The 24,195-nt window shown below is 38.8% G+C and carries 25 protein-coding genes and 3 tRNA genes; 19 read left to right on the top strand and 9 right to left on the bottom strand.

Annotated elements, in window-relative coordinates:
* Nucleotides 1–6 precede the first annotated feature (6 nt).
* The 4 genes from Q763_RS15175 to tgt all read right to left on the bottom strand — a co-directional run bounded on the left by Q763_RS15175 (nt 7) and on the right by tgt (nt 4,142).
* On the bottom strand, nt 7–960 hold the full coding sequence (locus Q763_RS15175; RefSeq protein WP_035135850.1) for an acetyl-CoA carboxylase carboxyltransferase subunit alpha: 954 nt from the start codon (nt 958–960) through the stop codon (nt 7–9).
* A gap of 67 nt (nt 961–1,027) precedes the next feature.
* Nucleotides 1,028–1,921 (bottom strand): DMT family transporter, encoded by an 894-nt coding sequence (locus Q763_RS15170; RefSeq protein ID WP_035135848.1) that lies wholly within the window; start codon nt 1,919–1,921, stop codon nt 1,028–1,030.
* Nucleotides 1,908–2,990 (bottom strand): LptF/LptG family permease, encoded by a 1,083-nt coding sequence (locus Q763_RS15165; protein WP_035135846.1) that lies wholly within the window; start codon nt 2,988–2,990, stop codon nt 1,908–1,910. Before Q763_RS15165 ends, Q763_RS15170 begins: the two co-directional genes overlap by 14 nt.
* A gap of 21 nt (nt 2,991–3,011) precedes the next feature.
* Nucleotides 3,012–4,142, bottom strand: coding sequence for a tRNA guanosine(34) transglycosylase Tgt (gene tgt, locus Q763_RS15160; RefSeq protein WP_035135844.1), 1,131 nt, complete (start codon nt 4,140–4,142; stop codon nt 3,012–3,014).
* Nucleotides 4,143–4,419: 277 nt separating this feature from the next.
* On the opposite strand from tgt, the gene Q763_RS18065 reads away from it, so the two are divergent.
* The 4 genes from Q763_RS18065 to Q763_RS15145 all read left to right on the top strand — a co-directional run bounded on the left by Q763_RS18065 (nt 4,420) and on the right by Q763_RS15145 (nt 7,198).
* Complete coding sequence (locus Q763_RS18065; protein WP_262493979.1) at nt 4,420–4,542, top strand: hypothetical protein; 123 nt, start codon at nt 4,420–4,422, stop codon at nt 4,540–4,542.
* Between the two features lie 66 nt (nt 4,543–4,608).
* The gene (locus Q763_RS15155) at nt 4,609–5,457 is read left to right on the top strand and encodes a transketolase (RefSeq protein ID WP_035135843.1); all 849 of its coding nucleotides are present in this window, start codon (nt 4,609–4,611) and stop codon (nt 5,455–5,457) included.
* A gap of 80 nt (nt 5,458–5,537) precedes the next feature.
* Complete coding sequence (locus Q763_RS15150; RefSeq protein ID WP_035135841.1) at nt 5,538–6,491, top strand: transketolase family protein; 954 nt, start codon at nt 5,538–5,540, stop codon at nt 6,489–6,491.
* Nucleotides 6,492–6,739: 248 nt separating this feature from the next.
* Nucleotides 6,740–7,198 (top strand): hypothetical protein, encoded by a 459-nt coding sequence (locus tag Q763_RS15145; protein ID WP_157499464.1) that lies wholly within the window; start codon nt 6,740–6,742, stop codon nt 7,196–7,198.
* Nucleotides 7,199–7,265: 67 nt separating this feature from the next.
* Here the strand turns inward: Q763_RS15145 and Q763_RS15140 are convergent, their stop codons facing one another.
* Nucleotides 7,266–8,165 (bottom strand): FKBP-type peptidyl-prolyl cis-trans isomerase, encoded by a 900-nt coding sequence (locus Q763_RS15140; RefSeq protein WP_157499462.1) that lies wholly within the window; start codon nt 8,163–8,165, stop codon nt 7,266–7,268.
* Between the two features lie 81 nt (nt 8,166–8,246).
* Here Q763_RS15140 and Q763_RS15135 point away from each other — a divergent pair, with 81 nt between their 5' ends.
* Both Q763_RS15135 and Q763_RS15130 read left to right on the top strand, forming a co-directional pair.
* Nucleotides 8,247–8,651: an RNA-binding S4 domain-containing protein gene (locus tag Q763_RS15135; protein WP_035135837.1), complete on the top strand. Its 405-nt coding sequence runs from the start codon at nt 8,247–8,249 to the stop codon at nt 8,649–8,651.
* A gap of 60 nt (nt 8,652–8,711) precedes the next feature.
* Complete coding sequence (locus Q763_RS15130) at nt 8,712–9,206, top strand: phosphoribosyltransferase family protein (RefSeq protein ID WP_035135835.1); 495 nt, start codon at nt 8,712–8,714, stop codon at nt 9,204–9,206.
* Between the two features lie 2 nt (nt 9,207–9,208).
* On the opposite strand, the gene Q763_RS15125 is transcribed toward Q763_RS15130, so the two are convergent.
* Complete coding sequence (locus Q763_RS15125; RefSeq protein ID WP_035135833.1) at nt 9,209–9,724, bottom strand: shikimate kinase; 516 nt, start codon at nt 9,722–9,724, stop codon at nt 9,209–9,211.
* 128 nt (nt 9,725–9,852) lie between these two features.
* Between Q763_RS15125 and Q763_RS15120 the strand changes: the two genes are divergently transcribed.
* From Q763_RS15120 to Q763_RS15070, 11 genes are all read left to right on the top strand, one after another.
* Nucleotides 9,853–9,925 (top strand) — tRNA-Lys (locus Q763_RS15120).
* 37 nt (nt 9,926–9,962) lie between these two features.
* Nucleotides 9,963–10,035: transfer RNA gene (locus Q763_RS15115), tRNA-Lys, on the top strand.
* Between the two features lie 54 nt (nt 10,036–10,089).
* Nucleotides 10,090–10,171, top strand: a tRNA-Leu gene (locus Q763_RS15110).
* A 107-nt stretch (nt 10,172–10,278) separates the two neighbouring features.
* A complete protein-coding gene (locus tag Q763_RS15105; protein WP_035135827.1) occupies nt 10,279–11,073 on the top strand; it encodes a hypothetical protein in 795 nt (264 codons plus the stop codon).
* Nucleotides 11,074–11,083: 10 nt separating this feature from the next.
* Nucleotides 11,084–11,773, top strand: coding sequence for a hypothetical protein (locus Q763_RS17590; protein ID WP_052123469.1), 690 nt, complete (start codon nt 11,084–11,086; stop codon nt 11,771–11,773).
* Nucleotides 11,774–11,950: 177 nt separating this feature from the next.
* Nucleotides 11,951–12,799 carry a bifunctional helix-turn-helix domain-containing protein/methylated-DNA--[protein]-cysteine S-methyltransferase gene (locus tag Q763_RS15095; protein WP_035135826.1) on the top strand — a complete coding sequence of 283 codons (849 nt, stop codon included), beginning with the start codon at nt 11,951–11,953 and terminating at the stop codon, nt 12,797–12,799.
* 12 nt (nt 12,800–12,811) lie between these two features.
* The gene (locus tag Q763_RS15090; protein WP_035135824.1) at nt 12,812–13,525 is read left to right on the top strand and encodes a 2OG-Fe(II) oxygenase; all 714 of its coding nucleotides are present in this window, start codon (nt 12,812–12,814) and stop codon (nt 13,523–13,525) included.
* Nucleotides 13,526–13,527: 2 nt separating this feature from the next.
* A complete protein-coding gene (locus Q763_RS15085) occupies nt 13,528–13,773 on the top strand; it encodes an Ada metal-binding domain-containing protein (RefSeq protein WP_035135822.1) in 246 nt (81 codons plus the stop codon).
* Nucleotides 13,760–14,368, top strand: a complete 609-nt coding sequence (locus tag Q763_RS15080) for an alpha-ketoglutarate-dependent dioxygenase AlkB family protein (RefSeq protein ID WP_035135820.1) — start codon at nt 13,760–13,762, stop codon at nt 14,366–14,368. Before Q763_RS15085 ends, Q763_RS15080 begins: the two co-directional genes overlap by 14 nt.
* A gap of 136 nt (nt 14,369–14,504) precedes the next feature.
* A complete protein-coding gene (locus Q763_RS15075; RefSeq protein WP_035135817.1) occupies nt 14,505–15,263 on the top strand; it encodes a helix-turn-helix domain-containing protein in 759 nt (252 codons plus the stop codon).
* 28 nt (nt 15,264–15,291) lie between these two features.
* On the top strand, nt 15,292–16,455 hold the full coding sequence (locus Q763_RS15070; protein WP_035135815.1) for an FAD-dependent oxidoreductase: 1,164 nt from the start codon (nt 15,292–15,294) through the stop codon (nt 16,453–16,455).
* 50 nt (nt 16,456–16,505) lie between these two features.
* Here the strand turns inward: Q763_RS15070 and katG are convergent, their stop codons facing one another.
* On the bottom strand, nt 16,506–18,779 hold the full coding sequence (gene katG, locus Q763_RS15065) for a catalase/peroxidase HPI (protein ID WP_035135813.1): 2,274 nt from the start codon (nt 18,777–18,779) through the stop codon (nt 16,506–16,508).
* A gap of 305 nt (nt 18,780–19,084) precedes the next feature.
* Between katG and Q763_RS15060 the strand changes: the two genes are divergently transcribed.
* On the top strand, nt 19,085–20,845 hold the full coding sequence (locus Q763_RS15060) for an amidohydrolase (RefSeq protein ID WP_035135811.1): 1,761 nt from the start codon (nt 19,085–19,087) through the stop codon (nt 20,843–20,845).
* Here the strand turns inward: Q763_RS15060 and Q763_RS15055 are convergent.
* Both Q763_RS15055 and Q763_RS15050 read right to left on the bottom strand, forming a co-directional pair.
* Nucleotides 20,842–21,657 carry a helix-turn-helix domain-containing protein gene (locus tag Q763_RS15055; protein WP_035135809.1) on the bottom strand — a complete coding sequence of 272 codons (816 nt, stop codon included), beginning with the start codon at nt 21,655–21,657 and terminating at the stop codon, nt 20,842–20,844. The two genes, Q763_RS15060 and Q763_RS15055, sit on opposite strands and share 4 nt — an antisense overlap.
* A gap of 62 nt (nt 21,658–21,719) precedes the next feature.
* The gene (locus Q763_RS15050) at nt 21,720–22,742 is read right to left on the bottom strand and encodes an SDR family NAD(P)-dependent oxidoreductase (protein WP_035135808.1); all 1,023 of its coding nucleotides are present in this window, start codon (nt 22,740–22,742) and stop codon (nt 21,720–21,722) included.
* Between the two features lie 230 nt (nt 22,743–22,972).
* Between Q763_RS15050 and Q763_RS15045 the strand changes: the two genes are divergently transcribed.
* Nucleotides 22,973–24,175 carry a Ca2+-dependent phosphoinositide-specific phospholipase C gene (locus tag Q763_RS15045; protein WP_035135806.1) on the top strand — a complete coding sequence of 401 codons (1,203 nt, stop codon included), beginning with the start codon at nt 22,973–22,975 and terminating at the stop codon, nt 24,173–24,175.
* The last annotated feature ends 20 nt before the right edge of the window (nt 24,176–24,195 follow it).

The raw sequence follows: 24,195 nt of genomic DNA, 5'->3' as shown, positions 1-24,195 counted from the left end.
ACAAGGTTATTCTTTAAATTCCCCCATTTTACTATACTTATCCATCCTTTTCTCAATCAGCTCCTCTGTTGATAAGTCTTTCAGTTCTTTATGTGCTTTTAAGATGAATTTCTTTACACTATCGAAAGTGGTTTCTCTGTCATAGTGAGCACCTCCAAGTGGTTCAGGAATAATATCATCAATAAGCTTTTGTTTTTTCATATCAAAAGAAGTAAGCTTTAATGCCTCAGCAGCCTGCTCCTTAAACTCCCAGCTTCTCCATAGGATTGAAGAACACGATTCTGGCGAAATTACAGAGTACCATGTGTTTTCCAGCATGAATACTTTGTCTCCAACACCAATACCTAATGCTCCACCGGAAGCACCCTCACCTACTATAACGGTAATAATAGGGGTTTTAAGGCGTACCATCTCAAAAATATTCCTTGCGATAGCTTCTCCCTGCCCTCTTTCCTCTGCTTCAAGCCCTGGGTATGCACCCGGAGTATCTACTAGAGTGATTACAGGAATACCAAACTTCTCGGCCATTTTCATAAGGCGAAGCGCTTTACGATACCCTTCAGGGTTAGCCATACCAAAGTTTCTGTATTGTCTTGTTTTGGTATTGAAACCTTTTTGCTGACCTACTATCATAAACGACTGATCGCCTATTTTTGCAAGTCCGCCCACCATTGCTTTATCATCTTTAAAGCTACGGTCTCCAAACAGCTCAAGGAAAGTTCCGTCAGACAGTGCCTTGATGTAGTCCATTGTGTATGGACGACTAGGGTGTCTTGAAAGCTGAACCCTTTGCCATGCAGATAGGTTCTTATATATGCTTTTCTTAGTTTCTTCTAACTTTTTCTCAATTTGCTTACATGTATTAGATACATCCACATCCGATTCCTGACCAATTAGTGTGCATTTATCTAACTGATCTTCAAGCTCTTTAATCGGAAGCTCAAAATCTAAGTATTCCATAGTACAGGCAGATTTTTTAATATAGTTCGAACTACAAAGATAGAATTTTACCTTTAGAAAGAAAGAATTATATTTTTTTAAGTTTGTTTTTTGGGTAATTCTTTATTACCCCATTGAATATCACGGTGCTAAGAATTATAGCAGCTCCTAAATAAAATGCAGGGCTCATTTTTTCGTCACCTTTAAACACTAAAACCGCAAGAATTATCCCATAAATAGGTTCCAGGTTTATAGTAAGCATAACGGTATACGGGCTTAAAAACTTCATTACCTTAACCGATGCTATAAATGCATAAGCCGTACATGCAGATGCCAGTACAAACAGCCATAACCAGTCTTCACCCGTTAGGGAGAAAAACTGAGGCGTAAAGTTACCTGCAAATAACATATATATAGTAAGGAAGAAAACTCCTCCAAGCAGTTCCCAAAACGATACCTGAGTTGCATTATGCTTTACAGCATATTTACCGTTGATAACCGAGAAGGTTGCCGACAGGAATGCCGATGATAATGCCAACAGTATACCATACAGGTAGTCGCCTTCAAAACTAAATATAATGTATAACCCGGCTACTACAAATAACCCGAACATTACCTCATACCATATTACTTTACGCCCGTACAGGAGCGGCTCCAGTAGCGAAGTAAAAAAGGCTCCGGTTGAAAGGCACGCCAGTGTAACCGAAACATTAGACACTTTTATAGCCTTAAAAAAGGTAAACCAGTGCAGTGCTATAACAAGCCCTGCAAACAGGAAACCTAAAAGTGTTTTTCCGGGCACTTTTAATGAAACTTTTGTGATTTTTGCATACAGCAAAACAAGCAGTACTGCTATACCCATTCTATACCACACCAGTGGAAGGGCATCAATCGTAATTTGCTTTCCGATAACAGCAGTAAACCCCCATATAAATACTATTAAATGAAGGTGTAAATAACTTTTTAATTTATCTCCGGGCATTTCTTAAAAGGAAAATAGCTAAAATACCAAAGGTTACATTAGGAATCCAAACAGCCAGAAGCGGTGACATACTTGATTTCTCTCCCATTGTACCAAAAACTTTATCAAAAAACACATAAGAAAACGCTAAACCAATTCCCATGGCAAGGTTTACTCCCATACCTCCCCTTCGCTTCATGGAAGATACGGCTACGGCGATAATAGTAAGGATAAATGCCGAAACGGGGATACTATACTTTTTATATTTTACAACCAGGTAACTGTCAATATTACTTGATCCTCTTCTCTTTTCTTTCTCAATAAATTTATTTAGTTCGCCAAGCGTCATAGTCTCTGCAACATAAACCGTTGGAGTAAGTTCATCGGGCTCAAAAGGAAGTTTCATTATTTTTTGTGACTCCCTTACAATTACATCATTAACAGCACCATCGCCCACAATCCTTTTATTATAACCATATAAGGTATAAGTACTGTCTTTAGGGTTCCAGGTAATGGTATTGGCGTTTATCTTTGAGACCAGCTTATCTCCCCTATATGTTTCAAGATTAAATTTGCTTCCTGATTTATTCATATAGTTAAAAGCCCCTACATATATGGTTTGAGTATCGTTAACCTGTTTATACACCTGATCGCTCTCCCTAATCTTGGCATTATTCTTTAAATAGGTATACCTAAAATCATTGAATCCTTTACTGGCTTTTGGCACAAAAAAGAATCCCATAACCAATGCAAGCAGTGATATAAACGTAGCCCCTATAAGATAAGGCCTTAAAAATCGCATAAACGATATACCCGACCCCAGTATGGCAATAATCTCTGTATTATTAGCCAGCTTTGACGTAAACCATATAACCGAAAGGAACAGGAATATAGGGAACAGCATATTGGCAAAATACAGGGTAAAGTCACCATAATAGCCTGCAACTTCGGCAAAAGGTACTTTTTTAGCCAGTATTTTATTTATTTTTTCCGATACGTCTATAACAATCCCTATGGGAATAAACATAAGCAACATTACAAAAAACGTTGCCAGGTATCTTTTTAAAATGTACCAGTCTATTATTTTCACTCCGGTTCGTTTTGAATATAATTACAGCCTTTGGCTCATTTGTTTTACCATTTTTTCTTTCCACTCACGGAAATCTCCCGCTAAGATATGTTTTCTTGCCTCACGAACCAACCACATATAGAAACCAAGATTGTGTATGGTTGCTATTTGTTTTCCTAAAAATTCGTTTGCAGCAAAAAGATGCCTTAGGTAAGCTTTAGAGTATTCGGTATCTACAAAAGTGATGCCCATTTCGTCAATAGGAGAAAAATCATCTTCCCATTTTTTATTTTTAATGTTAATACTACCGTTTGCCGTAAATAACATACCGTTACGGGCATTACGCGTAGGCATAACACAGTCAAACATATCTATACCAAGGGCGATATTCTCTAATATATTAATAGGAGTACCCACTCCCATAAGGTAACGGGGCTTGTCTTCCGGAAGTATATTACATACCACCTCGCTCATTGCATACATTTCCTCTGCCGGTTCTCCTACAGACAGTCCGCCAATAGCATTACCTACAGCGCCAGCGTTAGCGATATATTCGGCCGATTGTGCTCTTAAATCCTTATAAGTACTTCCCTGTACAATTGGGAAAAATGCCTGATCGTAACCATACTTTACAGGGACTTTTTCAAGGTGGGCAATACAACGATCCAGCCAACGGTGCGTCATGTGCATGGAGCGTTTTGCATAACGGTAATCACATGGATATGGAGTACACTCATCAAACGCCATAATAATATCGGCACCAATGGTACGCTGAATTTCCATTACGCTTTCGGGTGAGAAAAAATGGTACGAACCGTCTATGTGTGATTTGAATTTAACTCCCTCTTCCTTAATCTTACGGTTACCCGACAACGAATACACCTGGTACCCTCCACTATCGGTAAGGATGTTTCTGTCCCAGTTCATAAACTTATGAAGCCCCCCCGCTTTTTCCAGTATTGGGGTTTGCGGACGAAGGTACAGGTGATAAGTGTTTCCTAAAATTATATCGGGGTTAATATCGTTTTTAAGCTCACGCTGATGCACTCCCTTTACGGTAGCTACGGTACCAACCGGCATAAAAATAGGTGTTTCTATTGGTCCGTGGTCGGTAGTAATTAAACCGGCTCTAGCTTTAGACTGAGGATCTTTGGTAATTAAATCAAATTTCATATTCCGTTTTTACAAGGCGCAAAGATAGGTAATACATATGAGATTTTTGCACTGAAAAACAGGGCGGTTACTAAGGTAAATTTGCAAAACGGCTGCAAAAAATAAAATCGTTTAGCGTTTGCTGCCGGGTGTAGCTAATAATTTACACTAAAAACAACACTCTTATTTAAGAGTAAGACTTAAAATTAATTGCTAAAAAACATATTTAAAAAGCTAAAACCTTAATAATCAAAAAGAACCATTTTTACAAAACTCCAGCAAACGTTTTGCAAAACACATGCAAAACACTGACATTGACAATGATAATGATATTGAATATGATAATGATATTGAAATGAAAAGAGGGGTATGGGGAGAAAAACAGAAAAAAAACGGATTACTGAAACGGCTTTTTCAGTAAGTGAAATTAATTTGCCAATAGCAAAAATAAGAATTACTTTTGCACCCAGTTTAACTTATTATAAAAATGAAGGCTAACACACAACAACTAAACGATTTAACGATTCAGGTAAGAAGGGACATCCTTCGAATGGTTCATGCGGTAAACTCAGGACACCCTGGAGGTTCGCTTGGATGTGCTGAATTTATGGTAGCACTTTACCAGGAACTTATGGACCGTAAGGAAGGTTTTGACATGGACGGAATTAACGAAGACATCTTTGTTCTTTCTAACGGACACATCTCTCCTGTATTTTACAGCGTACTTGCAAGAAGCGGATACTTCCCTGTATCAGAGCTTGCTACGTTCCGTCACATTAACTCAAGACTTCAGGGTCACCCAACAACTCACGAAGGTCTTGAGGGTGTAAGAATCGCATCTGGATCACTTGGACAGGGACTTAGCGTTGCTGTAGGTGCAGCCCAGACAAAAAAACTAAACAACGACAATCACCTTGTGTACAGCCTTCACGGTGATGGTGAGCTACAGGAAGGTCAAAACTGGGAAGCTATCATGTATGCTGCTGCTTACAAAGTAGACAACATTATCGCTACGGTTGACCTTAACGGAAAACAAATTGACGGCCCTACAGACGAGGTTCTTAACATGGGAAGCCTTAGAGCTAAGTTTGAAGCCTTTGGATGGGATGTTCTTGATATTGAAAAAGGTAATGACATGGAAGCTGTTGTAGCCGGAATGACTGAAGCTAAAGCTAAAACAGGTAAAGGAAAACCGGTTTGTGTACTGCTTCATACCGAAATGGGTAACGGTGTAGACTTTATGATGCATACTCATGCATGGCATGGTAAAGCTCCTAACGATGAGCAACTTGAAAAAGCTTTAGCTCAAAACCCTGAAACTTTAGGAGATTATTAATAGAAGATTTGAGATAACAGATATGGGATTTGAGATTTCTGAATTCTCACTACTCAATTCTCACTACTAATTTTAGCAAAATGAAAAAATACACAAATACAGGAAATAAAGATACTCGTTCTGGTTTTGGTGCTGGCCTTACAGAACTTGGTAAAACAAACGAAAATGTTGTTGCCCTTTGTGCTGACCTTATAGGATCGCTTAAAATGGACGATTTTAAAGCTAACCACCCTGAGCGTTTCTTTCAGGTAGGTATTGCCGAAGCTAACATGATTGGTATGGCTGCAGGTATGACAATAGGTGGTAAAATTCCTTACACAGGTACTTTTGCCAACTTCTCTACAGGTAGGGTTTATGACCAAATCCGTCAGGCAGTAGCTTATTCAGATAAAAATGTAAAAATATGTGCATCTCACGCTGGTTTAACACTAGGTGAAGACGGTGCTACACACCAAATACTTGAAGATATAGGTTTGATGAAAATGCTTCCGGGCATGACTGTAATCAATACTTGTGACTATAACCAAACTAAAGCGGCTACTATCGCTATTGCAGAGCACCACGGTCCTGTATACCTGCGTTTCGGTCGTCCTTCTGTACCAAACTTCACTCCGGAGAACGGAGAGTTTGTAATTGGTAAAGCTGTGATGTTAAACGAAGGTACAGATGTTACTATCGTTGCTACAGGTCACCTTGTATGGGAAGCACTTGTTGCTGCTGAGGCTCTTGAGGCTAAAGGTATTTCTGCAGAGGTTATTAACATCCACACTATAAAGCCACTTGACGAGGAAGCTATCCTTAAATCGGTTGCTAAAACAGGATGCGTAGTTACTGCCGAAGAGCACAATGTTCTTGGTGGTCTTGGTGAGAGCGTTGCACGCACACTTGCTGCAAACAACCCTGCTCCACAGGAATTTGTTGCTGTTAACGACAGTTTTGGTGAAAGTGGTACTCCTGCCCAGCTTATGGACAAGTACAAACTTAACAACGAAGCTATTGTTGCTGCTGTAGAAAAAGTAATCAAGAGAAAATAATTCTCCCTTACAATACATTAAAAATCCCAACCTTGCGGTTGGGATTTTTTTTATTCAAAAACTAAATACCTTAACATATCCAAACCACAACTAAACCTGTAAATAATTATTTATCAAACACATATGTTAAATAATTTTAACTTACTTACTCGAATTAATTACTCTTTTTATCGAAAATAAAACAACCCTACCTTTAAAATGCATAGTTTAAAAGAATTAACAGGTAAACCATTTAATTTTTTAATATTATGCGAAAATTTCTTTTATTGCCCGTATTTTGCCTTACCGTATTGGCAACAAGCTGTTCTTCTGACGACAGCGTACAAATGAATGAGGACTATTCAAATTTTACAACTAAAGTTGCAAAATGTACAAACATTGAAGATTTAGAACACGGAGCCGTGCTTTTAGGCAATAACATATTGTTCTATTGGAACAAAGGCAATCTGTTAAGGATTGTAGGCCGAACTTACACCAGTAAACTTGAAATCAAGAACAGAGGATGTACAGGCTCTACCTCAATAACAAGCTACACTATTGACCTTCTTAACTCAGAAACCTACACCCTAAATGGTGGTGTACCAGCACCTACCTTCCCGGCAGGAGGTACTGATAACTGTTTCCAATACAGATACACAATAACAAGTTATGACGGATTAAATCAATACTGTTATACTGAGAGTGAGTGGTTTGATTTTCCAAATTAATTAAATATAATTTATTTAAAAAGCCTCTGCAGTTGCAGAGGCTTTTTTTAATATCTTTCTTTATTACTTAATCTATTTCCTGATGACAGGCAGAATCAAGGTGTAATTTAATTCCGCTACTGCAGGTAGGTATGTTTTCAAAATCATAAACCTCGTCAGTACCCGGTATGGTAATCTCATCTCTTGTTGGATAACCGTCGTTATCATCATCTGCATCAAGATAGTTTGGTAAACCATCACCATCAGTATCATAGGTTAAAATATCTCCGTCTTCAGGATCTATTTCATAACGGTTTGGAATACCATCGTTATCTGAATCAAAAATATTCATATCATACAGTTTAAAGCTAAATACAAGCGGACTGTATGAAGGGATATTAACCTGAGCACTGTCATAGTAACCAAAAGCAGACGGTAAGAACATTACCCCTGCACCATAATCGGTAAAATTAGCCGGATTTGGGTCGCCCGGAATATCATTATAAACCCCTGTTTTAAATAAAGGGATTATTTCCTGCCATCCGGTAATAAGTCCGAATAACGAGTTAAAACTTTCAGGATACGGGTTGTAATCAAACTGAACATCATCCAGTCTCCAACCTCTGTAAGCTACTTTTACCTGGTCGTATTTTGTAGGGTTCTCCCCTACACCTTCGTTAAGTACCAGGTAGTATAACATATGGTCTACTTCTTCAAAAGTAACAACCTTAGTCATTAAAGGGTATTCTGTTTGATCCCAAATAGATGTTTGCGGATTATCTTCGGTTATAGAATCTATAACAATAGTAAAATCTTCATCAACACTAACTATATAATGGGTATTCAGATAATTTTCTAAATCAGCCTTATCGGTCACATATTGTTCACCATAATCCCTTGGCGGAGCAATACTGGTATCGTCATCTTTTTTACATGAACCTAAAAAAGCTAAAGACAACAGGCTTAAAGCCATCAAACATCTCTTCATTTTAATTTTTTTTAATGGGCGCAAGATACAATTTTCATTTATTTTTGTATTGCTTTATAACAATGAATTTAAGGATTTAGTATGAGGATAGATAAATATTTATGGTGCATACGCTACTATAAAACCCGCAATATTGCAACCGAAGCCTGCAAGAAAGGACACATAACCATAAACGGGCAGCAGGCAAAGCCATCGCGTGAGGTATACCCTACCGATAAACTTACCGTAAGAAAAGACCAGATAAACTATAAACTTACCGTGTTAGATATTCCGCCAAACCGTGTAGGGGCTAAACTTGTGGATATTTACCGTAAGGATGAAACTCCGGCAGAAGCGTTTGAACACCTGGAACTGCTTAAACTGTCTAAAGATTATTACCGCGCTAAAGGCACCGGACGCCCTACCAAAAAAGACAGGCGTGACCTGGACGATTATGCCGATGATTTTGACAACGATTTCATTACCGGAGAGGAAAGCGAAATATAGCTTTTAAAAGCTCCGTTATACCCAAACACTTTTTATCTTTGAAGAACTAAAACAATACCCATGAAAAATATAATCCTTACACAACAGGAAATAGAACATAAAACAAAAAGAATTGCCTACCAGATATATGAAACCTTTGTAGATGAAAAGGAGATTGTTATTGCCGGAATTGCATCTAACGGTTATGTTTTTGCCGAAAAACTGGCTAAAATGGTAGACGATATCTCTGACCTAAAGGTTACCCTGTGTGAGGTAAAAATAAATAAGCAAAACCCTATTGAGGAAGTAATCACCTCTATCCCTGCCGAAGAATATGCAAACAAAGCCCTTGTACTGGTAGACGATGTACTTAACAGCGGCACTACCCTTATATATGGCGTTAAGCATTTTCTTCATGTTCCGCTTAAAAAATTTAAAACTGCGGTACTTGTAGACCGCAACCATAAGCAATACCCCGTTAAAGCCGACTTTAAAGGGCTATCGCTTTCTACCTCACTACAGGAACATATACATGTAGTATTTAATGATAATGAAGAGTATGCCTATTTAAGCTAAGCTTAAAACAGGCTCATAATTTCATTAACTATATTCTCGGTTGTTTTACCATCTGTCAGAATTACGTGTTTTGACTGATGGTAAAAATAACTGCGGTCAAACAAATGTTTGGCTACAAACTCCTCCTGCTCCTCCGGCGGTTGTTTATCAAACAACGGTCTTCCGCTCCCGTCTGCCCTTAATCTTTTTAACAGCTCGGGTATACTAGTTTTTAAATATATCGACATAACATCGTCACGCTTTAAAAACTCGTGGTTATTGGCATAACACGGTGTTCCGCCCCCTAAGGCAAGTATTAAACCTTTATCGTCGCTTAGAACGGCTTTAAGCGCTTCGTGTTCCAGTTTGCGAAATTTTATCTCTCCGTCTTCCGAAAATATGTCTGAAACACTTTTTTGAGCATTTTCTGCTATAATATCATCCAAATCCCTGTAGGGAATTCCCGATGCTTTTGACAATAACTGAGCAATTGTTGACTTTCCGGAGGCCATGTAGCCTGACAGCAAAATTTTTTTCATATAATAAATCCCTATAAATTAAGGCGTTAAATAAATTAATAAAAAAAAACTCAAATTTATGACATTTTCGCTTTGAATTATAAAGAATACATGCGTATATTTGCACCCGCATTCAGGGAATGAATAATGACTCGATAGCTCAGTTGGTAGAGCACAACACTTTTAATGTTGGGGTCCTGGGTTCGAGCCCCAGTCGGGTCACTAAGAAAGACCAAAATTATTTATCCCTGAAAGCAATGACTCGATAGCTCAGTTGGTAGAGCACAACACTTTTAATGTTGGGGTCCTGGGTTCGAGCCCCAGTCGGGTCACAAAAAAGTTAAGCGTTCTTTATGCTTAACTTTTTTTTTTGCTTTATACCTACCGGCCATGTGGAGGAATTGGTAGACTCGCCATCTTGAGGGGGTGGTGCTGCAAGGCGTGCTGGTTCGAATCCAGTCATGGTCACAAACAAAAAAAGCCTGAGAGTTTAGTTTCTCAGGCTTTTTTTTATAGCTTCCGGTATGCTAGCCTTATAAAGTTTTTTTAAATTCGTTCAATTCAACAAAAGTATTATGGGAAGAGATACAGAAATCTATATGTTTCACAAAGAAACAGCTTCATTAAAACTCTATAATGTTTTAAAATCAGGGAAACTTTATAAACGGTCATTTAAAGATTTTATTGATGACAGAAAATCAGAGTTTGGTAATTCTTATCAGGTGAACTATAGCAACATTGTATCTACGGTAAAAGAAGATATAAATAACATAACAGCCTGTGAATTATTTGAAATAACATATTATCTGGACGAAGAGCTGACTTATGGTAAATATGAAGATCAAAAAAATGATTTACGTTTACAAACTCCTAATAGCAGCGATGTATATAAAAGGTATGGAATAATATCACTATATAGGGTCCATACATCTACTGTTTGCTATAGCTACATGTTTCAATATGGTAATTACACAGCTTACTACCCTATTGAAGAGGTAAAATTCAATAAAGATGACGAAGGAATGAATATAAGCGTTGAAGATTTTTTAAGATTCAATGACTATATGATTCTTATAATGAAGCATATTTTGAATAGCGGAATAGAAGACAATTTTAATCCAGATGAATATGAAAATAGTATAATAGATCAAACTGAAGCCAAATACAGAGATAACACCACAATTTTTGATATTATAGAAAAAGAATTTAACTATTTGAAATCATGTTTTGAAAAACCTGACGAAAGAAGTAATGCACCATATAAAAATACTATTTACTTTGCAAGCCTGTTTTTAACGCGATCCATTGAAATGAAGTTAAATATTAATCCTTCTAAAAATAAAAGAATTGTAATAGTCGATTCTTGTTAAAAAAATAATTATGATTCCGGAAAAACTTTTAGACTATATAGTAGAGAGAAACTACGAAGCTGTAGAAAATGCGCTACAAAACGGATTTGATGCCAATACCCTTCTACAAAATGATACTACCGGTATACAATGGGCGTCCTATACAGATGATTTTAGAATGATAGAAATTTTCTGGAAACACGGAGCCAAACCTACTACTGAATACATTGAAGATATTGTAACCGCATTTGAAAAGGGTAAAACTTACCTCGATTTAAAAGAAGCTGAAGAAAATCCAGGTGATTATCCTGATTTGACAAATGATTTTTCGGTTACAAAATGGGAGATACTAAAAGGACAGTTTAAAATAGAAGACGAAAACTATTATTCTATTGTCCTGCCTGTGTCCAAATTTGTTCTGGATAATGAAATCATCTCTACATCGATAGATTTGTATGCCATTGAATTACCAGAAAACCTGCAAAGCTATGTTGGAAAAACCGTTTCCTTCCCCGTAAACCCAAATGAAGGTTATATTGATGGTTCTGTTTTTCTAAGAAATGCTCACAACCCTGTAGATGTAACCGAAATAAGATTCTTAAAACTTGAAAAAGACTTTATCGAACTCGAACTTACCATGATGTTTGATTTTGAATATGAAGATGTCGGATTAAAAAATGAAACGACAAAATATCTAGTACAACTGGCTATAGTAAAATAATGTTGAATTTGAAGTACATACCTAATTAAAAAGAACAATAGCCTCATCAAATTAAATAAAACCCGTTTTGTAACGGGTTTTATTTTTTAATACCTTTCCTGTATCTCCAAACATAGCAGGTTTCGGATTTTATAACCGCTCAATCATTAAGAAATTTGCAGTATAAGATTCAGAGAAATGAAAACACAAAACCAACTTAATTACGACAGGATTGCAAAAGCGATTGAGTATATAAAGGAAAACTTCAAGTTGCAGCCCAGTCTCGATGAAATTGCAGACAAGGTACATGTCAGTCAGTCGCATTTTCAAAAAATGTTTACTAACTGGGCAGGTACAAGCCCTAAAAAGTTCCTTCAGTTTATAAGTATTGAACATGCCAAAAAGATACTGAAAGAAGAAAAGGCTACTTTGTTTGATACTGCTCACGAAACCGGACTTTCAAGTACCAGCAGGCTGCATGACCTGTTCATCAACATAGAGGGAATGACTCCTATGGAATATAAAAACGGAGGTAAAAACCTGCAAATAAACTACAGTTTTGCCGAGAGTCCGTTTGGTTCATTAATAGTAGCCTCTACCTCAAAAGGAATTTGTTATATGGCTTTTGAAGAGAATGATGAAGTGGCATTAAAAAACCTGCAGGATAAATTCCCTAATGCTGCATTTCAGCGCAAACTGGATTTAATGCAACAAAACGCACTGTTCATTTTCCAAAACGACTGGAGTAAACTAAATAAAATAAAACTGCATTTAAAAGGTACTGATTTCCAGTTAAAAGTATGGGAAAGTCTTTTAAAAATCCCAATGGGAGGTCTTTCAACCTACGGCAGGCTGGCCGAAAGTATTGGCAACCCAAACGCATCGAGAGCTGTTGGGACAGCTATAGGAAGTAATCCTGTAGCTTACCTCATCCCGTGTCACAGGGTAATACAGTCTACCGGAAACTTTGGGGAATACATGTGGGGAAGCACCCGTAAAACAGCTATTATTGGCTGGGAAGGCGCTAAGGTTGATTCGCAAATCTAAAAAGGTAAAACAATGCAGGATATCATTCAGAAAATAGAGAATACCGATTGGAAAGCGATTACCGAAACTATGCACCAAAACGGTTATGCAATTATCCCTAATTTACTTTCGGGAGAACAATGCGAAACATTAAAAAGCAATTATAACAATTCAAACCTGTACCGTAAAACGGTAACAATGGCCCGGTATCGTTTTGGCTTAGGCGAATACAAGTATTTTACTTATCCGTTACCCGATATTATTCAAACCGTAAGGACAAACATTTACCCATACCTCGCTCCTATTGCCAACGCCTGGTTTAAAGCATTGAAAATAAATGTGTCTTTTCCTGATAATCACGAAGAGCTGCTTAGGCAATGTCATGAAAACGGACAGGAAAAAGCCACTGTACTGATTTTAAAATATGGCAAAGGTGGTTTTAATACTTTGCATCAGGATTTATATGGTGATATTTATTTTCCAATTCAGGTTGTTTTTATACTTGATGAACCCGATACCGACTTTACAGGCGGGGAGTTTGTACTCACGCAACAAATCCCGAGGGCTCAGTCTAAAGCCATTGTATTGAAGCCCAAAAAAGGTGATGTATTGATTTTTACCACAAACTTTAAACCCGAAAAAGGAAGCAAGGGCTATTACAGGGTTAATATGAAACATGGTGTTAGCGAAGTAAAATCGGGTAACCGCCACAGCTTAGGGATTATTTTTCATGATGCTGTTAGTTAATCATGATTCAACATATTGAAATATCTGATATATCTTTAAGGTCTAAAATTAAGAACAGGGAAATAAGCTTTGGCGGAAACAAAAAGCTTAAAATCTACGGACTTTTATCGTGCAAATCAGGGAAGCGGATGAAACAGGCAAACAGGGTTTTCTTCAGTTCTGAACAGGAGGCTATAGAGAAACAGTTCCGTCCCTGTGGGCATTGCATGAAAACAGAATACAAAAAATGGAAAGATGGACTTATTTGACCAAACAACCGGTAAAGAAAAAAACTGGCTTCCGTATGACGGAACAGTAAATTATTACGGTAGGATATTAAACAGAGAACAAGCCGACTTTTATCTGAAAAAACTTTTGGGAACCATTGAATGGCGAAATGACGAAGCAGTAATTTTCGGGAAACGGATAATAACCAAACGAAAAGTAGCCTGGTATGGCGAAAAGGCGTTTGAATACACTTATTCCAATACCACAAAACATGCTCTGCCCTGGACAAAAGAACTACAGGAACTAAAACTTTTGACGGAACAGGAAACAGGTGAAACGTTTAACTCCTGCCTGCTTAACCTGTACCACGACGGAAACGAAGGGATGGCATGGCATAGCGACGCGGAAACAGACCTAAAGAAAAACGGTGCAATAGGTTCACTAAGTTTTGGTGCTGAAAGAAAATTTGCCTTTAAACATAAGGACAGCAAGGAGAAAATAGACCTATTTTTAGAACACGGTAGCTTATTGGTAATGAAAGATACCACACAAGAGCATTGGCTTCACCGTTTACCGCCTACAAAAAAGATTACTACTCCGCGGGTAAACCTAACTTTCAGGACTATTGTAGAGTAAGCAGAGTAACAACTACCTTATTATTGGTACCTTTTTATTGATACCTTTTTAGCAACTACATCCTACAGAATTGAAAATGGAACATGGTAGAAGTAAATGGTAAATTTCACTACTTTTAACCTATATACCTTCTACCATGAACAACAACACCTTTTACTGTAAATTCATAGAACCGGAAGAATCACTGGCCGACTTTGTGGAAAGCATCGGGGTGTTTCATAATCCGGCAAATGAACCACGGGATGTTGTTGTATTGCCCGACGGACGCATAGACCTGTTTTTTTCCCGTTCGGCTACTGAGCCTTTTCATGTAACACTCATAGGACTGGAAACCGAACCCGAGCAGCGCAGCGTTACGCCACAAACCTTAAACTTTGCGATTAGCTTTAAACCTCTGGCGGTAGAATATATTTTGCAAACTTCCATAGCCGATTTTCTAAACAGTGCCCAAAATTACCCTAACGACTTTTGGGGCTTTAATGATAACGACCTCAACGATTTTGATGCCTTTTACAAAAAGATTTCCGATAAAGTAAAAACACTTATCCCGAAAGAGATTGACGAAAGAAAACGTAAACTGTTTAACCTTATCTACGAATCGAAGGGGGAAATGACCGTACAGGAACTATCCCAAAGCGTATCATGGAGCAGCAGGCAAATTAACCGTTACTTTAACCAGTACCTTGGTCTTTCCTTAAAATCCTATTGCAATATACTCCGCTTTAGGAAATCACTGGAACATGTTGCCAAAGGAAAACTGTTCCCCGAACTTAACTTTACCGACCAGAATCATTTCATTAAAGAGATAAAAAAATTCTCGGGTGTAGTACCAAAAGAACTGTCAAAAAACAAAGACGACCGATTTGTACTATTATCCCTCCTGAAACGAAAATAACTTTGTACCGTTAATTAAAATTAATGGTATGAAATTAAACAATAAGAAAATAGCGATTGTAGGTGGCGGCCCCGGCGGACTAACACTGGCAAGACTCCTGCAACTTAAAGGAGCCGATGTAAAAGTATACGAAAGAGATTTTAACAAGCATGCCCGTGTGCAGGGTTCGCCACTGGATCTTCACAAGGATTCGGGGATTGCAGCACTGCGTGCCGCTAACCTACTTGAGGAATTCAAAAAAGCCTACCGCCCCGGTGCCGACAGACTTACCATGACAAACCATCTTGGCGAAGTACTGTTTAGCGACCATGACACCGCTCCCGGAGAAGACTTTGATAACGAAGGTTTCCGACCAGAGATAGACCGTGGTCCGTTACGCATGTTACTGCTGGATTCCCTGCAACCCGAAACCGTAGTATGGGACTGCCATTTTATCTCTATGGAAAAGCAAAACGAAGGCTGGTTACTGCATTTTAAAAACGGAACCACAGCTTATGCCGATATTGTTATTGCTGCCGATGGTGCCAACTCAAAAATACGCCCCTACCTTACCGATATTAAAGCATTTTATTCGGGTATTACCATGATTGAGGTAAGCGTTCCCAATGCCGAAAAAGGTGTGCCTAATATTTATAAACTAACCAATGGCGGTAAGATAATGGCTTTTGGCAACGGAAAGTGTTTGCTTACCGGACTTAAAGGTAATGGAGAGCTTGGGTATTACCTAAGTCTTAAAACCGATGAGAACTGGGCTGAGGCAAATGATATAGACTGTAACAGCAAAGAACAGCTGTTGGAATGGTTTAAGAACGAATATGCCGAGTGGGACAGTAGTTGGCATGAACTTTTTGAAAATATTGCTACACCTTTTGTTCCCCGTCCTATTTACTGCATGCCGCTGAATCAGTACTGGGAAGCGCAACCTAACCTTACCCTGCTTGGCGATGCCGCACATGTAATGCCACCATTTGCCGGAGAAGGTGTTAATATGGCAATGAAAGATGCTTTGGAGCTTAGCGAATACCTAACCTCAGCCGAGCATGTTACTGTACACGATGCCATTACTGCCTACGAAAACGGTATGCGTAAAAGGGCATCGGGTATAGCGCAGGAATCCCTTGATAACGGAGAGCGTATGCACTCTAAAGATGCTGCTAATGCAATGGTAAAGATGTTTAGCGAAATGGAATAAAAAAAGCCAGTCTAACGACTGGCTTTTTCAATAACTAGTAAACAATATAATTACGCTAAATCAAATCTATCTGCATTCATAATTTTATTCCAGGCAGCTACAAAGTCATTTACAAACTTATCTTTGGCATCGGCACTGGCATATACCTCAGCAACCGCCCTAAGTTCTGAATTAGAACCAAAAACAAGGTCGGCACGGGTACCTACCCATTTCGCCTTACCTGTATTACGGTCGCTACCCACGTAGGTTTCCCTTTCGTTAGATGTGGCTTTCCATTCGGTATTCATATCGAGCAGATTCACAAAGAAATCGTTTGTTAAGTGCCCCGGCCTGTCGGTAAACACACCATAGTTCGATCCGTCAAAATTAGTATTAAGTACACGCATACCTCCTAAAAGCACTGTAAGTTCAGGCGCTGTTAGGGTTAGCAACTGTGCCCTGTCTATTAAAAGTTCTTCGGTCGATACCTGCGATTTCCCTTTGCGGTAGTTACGGAAACCATCGGCAAACGGCTCAAGGTAACCAAACTGTTCAACATCGGTTTGTTCCTGTGAGGCATCCATGCGTCCGGCTGCAAACGGCACGGTAATGTTATGCCCGGCATCTCTGGCAGCTTTTTCAACTCCCGCAGCCCCTGCAATAACAATAAGGTCGGCCAGTGATACTTTTTTACCTCCGCCCTGAGCGGCATTAAAGCTGCTTTGAATATCTTCCAGTTTCCCCAGTACTTTTTGTAACTGTACAGGGTTGTTTACCAACCAGTCTTTTTGTGGTGCCAAACGGATACGTGCACCGTTTGCTCCTCCCCTTTTATCTGATCCGCGGAAGGTTGAGGCAGAAGCCCAAGCTGTAGATACAAGTTCTGACACGCTTAATCCCGACTCCAGCACTTTTGCCTTAAGGGCAGCCACATCACTTTCGTTTACCAGTTCGTGGTTCACTTCAGGAATTGGGTCCTGCCAAAGCAGTTCTTCCTGTGGTACTTCGGGACCAAGATAACGGGATTTAGGCCCCATATCACGATGCGTTAGTTTGTACCATGCTCTTGCAAAAGCATCGGCAAACTCATCGGGGTTTTCATAAAAGCGTCTTGATATCCTTTCATATTCCGGGTCAAATTTCAGGGAAAGGTCGGTTGTAAGCATTGTAGGCCTGTGTTTTTTACTTCCGTCAAAAGCATCAGGTATTATATTATCGGCATCTTTAGCTACCCATTGGTATGCCCCTGCCGGACTCTTAGTCAGTTCCCATTCGTAGCCAAACAGGTTTTCAAAAAAGTTGTTACTCCACTGTGTAGGTGTTTTGGTCCAGGTCACTTCCAGTCCGCTGGTAATAGTATCACCACCTTTACCTGTACCGTAGCTATTTACCCAGCCCAATCCCTGTAACTCAAGATCGGCTCCTTCCGGTTCTGCCCCTACATGATCGGCAGATGCGGCACCGTGTGTTTTACCAAAGGTATGCCCTCCGGCAATAAGCGCCACCGTTTCCTCGTCATTCATTGCCATACGACCAAATGTGTCCCTAATATCCTGTATTGCTGCTACAGGATCAGGGTTACCGTCTGGTCCTTCAGGGTTTACATATATAAGTCCCATTTGTACGGCTGCAAGAGGATTTTCAAGGTCGCGTGTATGTTTGTCTCCGTCGGCATCATCGTCAGATACTGTTACACCATGTGCTTCCGCTACACCTTCAGAACCATGTCCGTAACGGATGTCTCCGCCCAGCCAGGTTGTTTCACTACCCCAGTATACATCTTCTTCAGGCTCCCATACGTCTTCACGTCCTCCGGCAAAACCGAATGTTTTAATGCCCATAGACTCTAAGGCCACATTACCGGTAAGTATCATTAAATCGGCCCACGATATTTTTTTACCATATTTCTGTTTGATAGGCCAAAGTAGTCTTCGAGCCTTATCAAGGCTAACGTTATCAGGCCAGCTGTTAAGCGGAGCAAAACGCTGTTGCCCGGCACCTGCACCACCACGACCATCACCTACACGATACGTCCCGGCACTGTGCCATGCCATACGGATGAATAGGGGACCGTAATGTCCAAAATCGGCAGGCCACCAGTCCTGAGAATCAGTCATCAGTGCATGTAAATCCCTTTTTACCGCCTCAAGGTCAAGGCTGTTAAAAGCTTCAGCATAGTTAAAGTCCTTATCCATAGGGTTAGACAGCGATGAGTTTTGTCGCAGTATACTTACCTTAAGCCTTTTAGGCCACCAGTCGTTATTTTGGGTTCCCCCTCCGGCAACATTGCTTTTCATACTTCCATTGTGAAACGGACATTTACTGATATCGTTTTCTTTTCCCATAATTCAATACTTTATAATTGGTTAATACTTTGTTCATTTTTTGTTGTTACTCAACCATATAAAGTTATGATTTTAAGACAGATAATCAAAGGAGTTTAAAATCAATTAATTCTATATTAAAATAGTTAAAACTTATCCGTATCATATTTTCATCTCCTAACGCTTACAAATGTTTAGCTTAAAAATATTTCTGCCTTTATATTTTCCAAGTACTCTGCCTCACTCATAAAAACAGGTAATTATACCTGTAAATTGTACTTAATTTATTTGTAAATTAGAGTTTACCAACAAATAAATTATTAACAATGAAACAATTAACCTATCCAATTGCAGTACTACTGGTACTGCTTACCTGCATTGTATCGTGCAACAAAAAAACTACTGAGGGCGATTCTGCTAATCAGGCAACCATTTATTATGGCGGGGATATCCTGACCATGGAGGGAGACGCACCTGTATATGCCGAAGCTATAGTTTCCCAAAACGGAAAAATTGTTTTTGTAGGAGCAAAACAGGAAGCTCTTGACAAATACAAGGAAAACGATACAGAAATAGATTTAAAAGGTAAAACCCTAGTACCGGCTTTTCTTGACGGACATGGCCATTTTTTTAACGTAGGCTTTACTTCAATGTGTGCTAACATACTTCCGGCACCTGACGGACCCGGCACTTGCTTTGACAGTATAGTTAACACACTCAATAAATATAAGGATACTGAAGACGGAAAGTATATCATTAAAAAAACCGAGTGGATTATAGGAAACGGCTATGATGATTCACAACTTAAAGAGCTTGACCACCCTACCGCAACCGACCTCGATAAGGTAAGTACTGACGTACCTGTATTAATAATACACCAATCAGGACACTTAGGTGTTTTAAACTCTAAAGGCCTTGAACTTGCAGGATATACAAAAGATAACCACAAAGTAGATGGTGGTGTGGTAAGACTTGACGAAAATGGTAACCCAACAGGAGTACTGGAAGAAGGAGCATTATTTAAAGTACTATTCCCTATATTAGGTAAAATGGATGATGAAATGTCTGCCAAATGCATTAAAAAAGGACAGGACGAATATGCTAAAATGGGATACCTTACCGCTCAGGATGGCAGGACTACACTGGAACAGCTTGCATCACTAAAAAAAGGAGCCGATGAAAATCAGTATTACCTTGATGTAGTTGCCTACCCTGATATTAGGTTAGGCTTAGACAGTACCAGCATGGACTCTTATTATACACATGATCATACCTATAAAAACCGTTTTAGAATTGGGGGAGCAAAACTTACCCTTGACGGGTCTCCACAGGGAAGAACAGCATGGCTAACGCAATGTTACCACACCAATCCAACCGGGATACAGGGCTGTTATAAAGGCTATGAAATAATAGATAATGATGAAGCTACAGAATATGTTAAAGAAGCCTATAAAAACAAATGGCAGCTGCTTTGCCATACCAACGGCGACGCTGCTATAGACCAATATCTAAATGCTATTGATGAGGCTCAAAAAACGCTTAACTACAATGACCACAGAACCGTAATGATACACGGGCAAAACCTTAGAAAAGACCAAATACCGGAACTGGTTCGCCTTAATATAATGCCATCACTATTCCCTATGCATACCTATTACTGGGGTGACTGGCATGTACAGGCAATTTTTGGTCCTAAAAGAGGAAATTATATTTCTCCCTGCAGGGATGTTATTGATGCCGGTTTAAAAATAACCTCACATCATGATGCTCCTGTTACATTCCCTAACTCCATGAGGGTACTGGATGCAACCGTTAACAGAATTTCCAGAAATAAAAACACAATTGGTGCTGACCAGAGAATATCACCTTACGAAGGTCTTAAAACATTAACCGACTGGGCTGCATACCAATATTTTGAAGAAGACAGTAAAGGTACTCTAACAGTAGGTAAACTGGCCGACTTTGTTATTCTTGATCAAAACCCGGTAACCATAGAGGATACCTATAAAATTTTTGAAATTAAAATTTTAGAATCTATCAAAGAAGGTAAAACGGTTTACAAAAGCACAGATAGTAAACAAAACTAAATCGATTTTAAAGCAAGCATATTAGGGCCGTAGCCAAAGTAGCTCTTAAAGGCATACGAAAAATGGGAAAGGTTTTCAAAACCTACTTCCATATATACCTCTACAGGTTTACGTTTTTTCTCAAAAATATGGTAATGTGCCAGTTTAAGTCGTTTTTCTGTTAACCATTTTTGCGGTGTGGTATTGTATATTTTTTTGAAGTCTCTTCTGTAAGTTGCAAGGCTACGACCTGTAAGATAAGCAAACCTGTCCAGTGTCATGTTGAACATATAGTTACGTTCCATGAAATCGGACAGGTTTATTTTTCCCGGTTCCTCAAAATTAGCCAAAATACCATCAACACTTTTATCTGTGGAACGAAGTATCCTTATTGCTTCTTCTATTTTAAGTTCGGCTATATCACTTGGGAGTGTTTCTCCTATATCAAAATAATATATTAGAGAGGCAAAACAGCTTTCCAGTAGTGGATGTTTGGTAAACCTATATACTTTTTGCAGTGGTTGTGATATGCCTACAGGCTTATTAACTCTATAAAATTCTTTCAATTTAGCAGGAGTTAAATGCATTGCTACGGTTTTATGGGGCTTGCCATCCTTTGGATAATTAATCACCGTAGTCAACTGATTTCTGGGTATCAGGAATATGTCGCCTTCATTAAAAGTATAAACAGCGTTAGCCTGTATTATTTTTGTCTCTCCCGAAATAAACCACACCAGGATATGGTGTTCAAATACCACTTCAGTCTTAAAGCATTTTCCGTTATACTCAGAAAGCTTTATCTCAGGAGTTATATAATGTGTAATGAAATCCATTCTGAAATAAAATTACAAAATAAAACAAGCCATAACCATAAATAAATGTACACGGTTATAAATTAACACACTTTAAAAGATACTCCTGTCATCTCCTCACTTAGCACCCATAGTTTTTTGGCATTCTCAGCATTAACCGAATAAGGTTTTACTCCATTTTGTGTAGAGGGCTCTTCCATATTATGTTCTATGTTACCCAAGTCTAACGGAGCAATATCGGCATTTTCACAATATACCCCTCCAATACCATTTAACTGCGGACTAACAGCACACCATACCGACGTTGCTGCTCCCTGCTCCACATTTTTCAATTTTGCAGCAACTTCAGGCTTTAGGTTTCCTTTCTCATCATGTGTTCCCATTTGCTGAAAAAGAGTCATAGGTGCCACACGTCCTAAATCGGTACCGTTTACTGCCCCAGGATGTAGTGAATAAGCTCTTACATTGAATTCCTTACCTCTTTTATCAAGCTCTACCGAAAAAAGGTTATTGGCTGTTTTAGAGCGTCCGTAACCCTGAAGAGTTTCATAATCGGTAGTAATAAAATTAGGATCTTTAAAATCAAACGGAGCAAACTGATGTCCAAATGATGAGACATTTACAACCCTCGCTCCATTACTGTTTTTTAATGCAGGCCACAACCTAGCTGTTAGCTGAAAATGTCCTAAATGATTTGTAGCCAATTGCGATTCGTACCCCCTTTTATCGCGCTGTAACGGAACCCACATAATACCCGCATTGTTAACCAGTATGTGCAGTGCATTGTATTTTTCAAGAAATGCCTGAGCAAAAACATCAATAGATTCCGGAACCATAAGGTCCATATATTCTATTATCACATTACTAATTCCTTCAAGATTTTTTGCTGCTTTTGCAATATCTCTTGCCGGAACCATAACCTGTGCTCCAGCCTTTACAAAGGCTTTAACCGTTTCAAGACCTATACCCGCATAACCACCTGTTACTATGGCTGTTTTACCTGTTAAATTAATCCCTTTAATCACATCGTGTGTTGTTGATGTACTACTAAACCCCGAAGGAAGTGGGTTTTGTAAAACCCCGTTACTGTTGTCTGTAAAATCCATTTTTATATTTTTTATTGGGCAAAGTTAGGAGCAGTTTACGTTAGGGAGTTTGCTTAAAACGTCAGTTTACTTTGTTTAAAACGTCATTTTCAAAAAAAAAAAAAAAACAATCACTCTTTACTACTAACACGTGTTTTTACGCAGTGTAAAAAAACAGGTAATTATACTCGAGGAAACCTTTACGGATAGCCATAACTTTGCTATACAAACCAACCAACCAATATTTAACGATGGAAAGCTTAAAGTACAATGAGGTTATCTTTAAGGCTTCCGGCAATTGCAGTAAAAACAGAGAAACACTGGAGGAACAACTGGCTTTTAACCCAAATGTACCCGACAATTGCGGTTGTCTTAGTCTTGAGTTTCGGGCATGGAGGCATAGCACCCCTTTTACTCCTTACAAAAGCATAGAACCAAGCTTTTTTGCCCTGTCGCGATTTACTACAACCGGAACATCGTTAAGTATCTATTTAAAAAAGTTACAGGAATGGCACAATGCCACACCAAACCACTACCCGGTACTTATTAATCTTGAAATTAACAGCCTTAATGGTATTGATGCTAACTTTCATGATGAAATAGACACCTACCTTAAATGCTATTTTGGAAAGGAGCTTATTTTTAAACCGGGACAACTTATAAAAAACAGTAGCTTTAGCCTTGCCGAAAACGTAAAAAATAACGGATGGCCTACTTTAGCCCAAATGCGTGGAAAGTTTATTTTTTGCCTTACAGGGAACTCCGACCGTAAAAACAAATATGCCAATACCGATATTGAAAAACGATACTGCTTTAGCGAAGGAGTAATATATACACTAAAAGATATTCCTGAAAAAGGGAATATTGTTTTTTTCAGTACCATATATGCACCTTATCAGCCTTATAAGGAGCTATTCAGAAAAAAACTGGATTATTATCATGATGCTAATTATATAACCCGCCTGTATAATGTAAACAGTAGTGATGCCTGGGAGTATGCCATTGCTCATAACTTTAGTGTTATAACTACCGATAAGTTAAATGCATCTGGCGATGCAGAGATCTCTCCCCTTGTACCTATAAGGCGAAAAGCCATAACCGTTAAGGGGTATTTAAAAAATAAAGCCAATAACGAATATAGGACTAACAAAGCCAGTAAAATGTGCCGCAGGTTTAAAAATGATGTTTGCACCTTTATTTTTGAGAAGCACGGAAAAGGCTTTGCTCTTAAAAACGAGGAAACTCAGGAATACCTTAACAGTAACATGAATTATATTCCGTTTGCCGGATATACCGAAGATGAACTGTGGGTAGCCATAAGAGCCGAAGGCGAAGAAAACGGCTATTATTTTAAAAATATAAAAAACAGTAAGTACCTTACCAAAAAGGCTTCAAGATTATCGGACTCACAAGGAGATACCGAAATTTTCCTAACCGGTATTGCGCTGGAGTAACATCTGTACAAAAGCTATTT

The organism is Flavobacterium beibuense F44-8 (assembly GCF_000769915.1).
Classification (GTDB): Bacteria; Bacteroidota; Bacteroidia; order Flavobacteriales; family Flavobacteriaceae; genus Flavobacterium; species Flavobacterium beibuense.
The sequence above is the reverse complement of the archived record's forward strand: the minus strand, read 5'-3'. Positions and strand labels throughout refer to the sequence as shown.

Excerpts from the sequence above, each read along its gene's own strand:
- Q763_RS15125 (WP_035135833.1), bottom strand. The coding sequence starts at position 9,724 with ATGAAAAAAATTTTGCTGTCAGGCTACATGGCCTCCGGAAAGTCAACA.
- katG (WP_035135813.1), bottom strand. The coding sequence starts at position 18,779 with ATGGGAAAAGAAAACGATATCAGTAAATGTCCGTTTCACAATGGAAGT.
- Q763_RS15070 (WP_035135815.1), top strand. The coding sequence starts at position 15,292 with ATGAAATTAAACAATAAGAAAATAGCGATTGTAGGTGGCGGCCCCGGC.
- Q763_RS15080 (WP_035135820.1), top strand. The coding sequence starts at position 13,760 with ATGGACTTATTTGACCAAACAACCGGTAAAGAAAAAAACTGGCTTCCG.
- Q763_RS15050 (WP_035135808.1), bottom strand. The coding sequence starts at position 22,742 with ATGGATTTTACAGACAACAGTAACGGGGTTTTACAAAACCCACTTCCT.
- Q763_RS15175 (WP_035135850.1), bottom strand. The coding sequence starts at position 960 with ATGGAATACTTAGATTTTGAGCTTCCGATTAAAGAGCTTGAAGATCAG.
- tgt (WP_035135844.1), bottom strand. The coding sequence starts at position 4,142 with ATGAAATTTGATTTAATTACCAAAGATCCTCAGTCTAAAGCTAGAGCC.
- Q763_RS15150 (WP_035135841.1), top strand. The coding sequence starts at position 5,538 with ATGAAAAAATACACAAATACAGGAAATAAAGATACTCGTTCTGGTTTT.
- Q763_RS15145 (WP_157499464.1), top strand. The coding sequence starts at position 6,740 with ATGCGAAAATTTCTTTTATTGCCCGTATTTTGCCTTACCGTATTGGCA.
- Q763_RS15105 (WP_035135827.1), top strand. The coding sequence starts at position 10,279 with ATGGGAAGAGATACAGAAATCTATATGTTTCACAAAGAAACAGCTTCA.
- Q763_RS15155 (WP_035135843.1), top strand. The coding sequence starts at position 4,609 with ATGAAGGCTAACACACAACAACTAAACGATTTAACGATTCAGGTAAGA.
- Q763_RS15170 (WP_035135848.1), bottom strand. The coding sequence starts at position 1,921 with ATGCCCGGAGATAAATTAAAAAGTTATTTACACCTTCATTTAATAGTA.
- Q763_RS15090 (WP_035135824.1), top strand. The coding sequence starts at position 12,812 with ATGCAGGATATCATTCAGAAAATAGAGAATACCGATTGGAAAGCGATT.
- Q763_RS15095 (WP_035135826.1), top strand. The coding sequence starts at position 11,951 with ATGAAAACACAAAACCAACTTAATTACGACAGGATTGCAAAAGCGATT.
- Q763_RS15085 (WP_035135822.1), top strand. The coding sequence starts at position 13,528 with ATGATTCAACATATTGAAATATCTGATATATCTTTAAGGTCTAAAATT.
- Q763_RS15135 (WP_035135837.1), top strand. The coding sequence starts at position 8,247 with ATGAGGATAGATAAATATTTATGGTGCATACGCTACTATAAAACCCGC.
- Q763_RS15055 (WP_035135809.1), bottom strand. The coding sequence starts at position 21,657 with ATGGATTTCATTACACATTATATAACTCCTGAGATAAAGCTTTCTGAG.
- Q763_RS15060 (WP_035135811.1), top strand. The coding sequence starts at position 19,085 with ATGAAACAATTAACCTATCCAATTGCAGTACTACTGGTACTGCTTACC.
- Q763_RS18065 (WP_262493979.1), top strand. The coding sequence starts at position 4,420 with ATGCAAAACACTGACATTGACAATGATAATGATATTGAATATGATAAT.
- Q763_RS15130 (WP_035135835.1), top strand. The coding sequence starts at position 8,712 with ATGAAAAATATAATCCTTACACAACAGGAAATAGAACATAAAACAAAA.
- Q763_RS17590 (WP_052123469.1), top strand. The coding sequence starts at position 11,084 with ATGATTCCGGAAAAACTTTTAGACTATATAGTAGAGAGAAACTACGAA.
- Q763_RS15045 (WP_035135806.1), top strand. The coding sequence starts at position 22,973 with ATGGAAAGCTTAAAGTACAATGAGGTTATCTTTAAGGCTTCCGGCAAT.
- Q763_RS15075 (WP_035135817.1), top strand. The coding sequence starts at position 14,505 with ATGAACAACAACACCTTTTACTGTAAATTCATAGAACCGGAAGAATCA.
- Q763_RS15140 (WP_157499462.1), bottom strand. The coding sequence starts at position 8,165 with ATGAAGAGATGTTTGATGGCTTTAAGCCTGTTGTCTTTAGCTTTTTTA.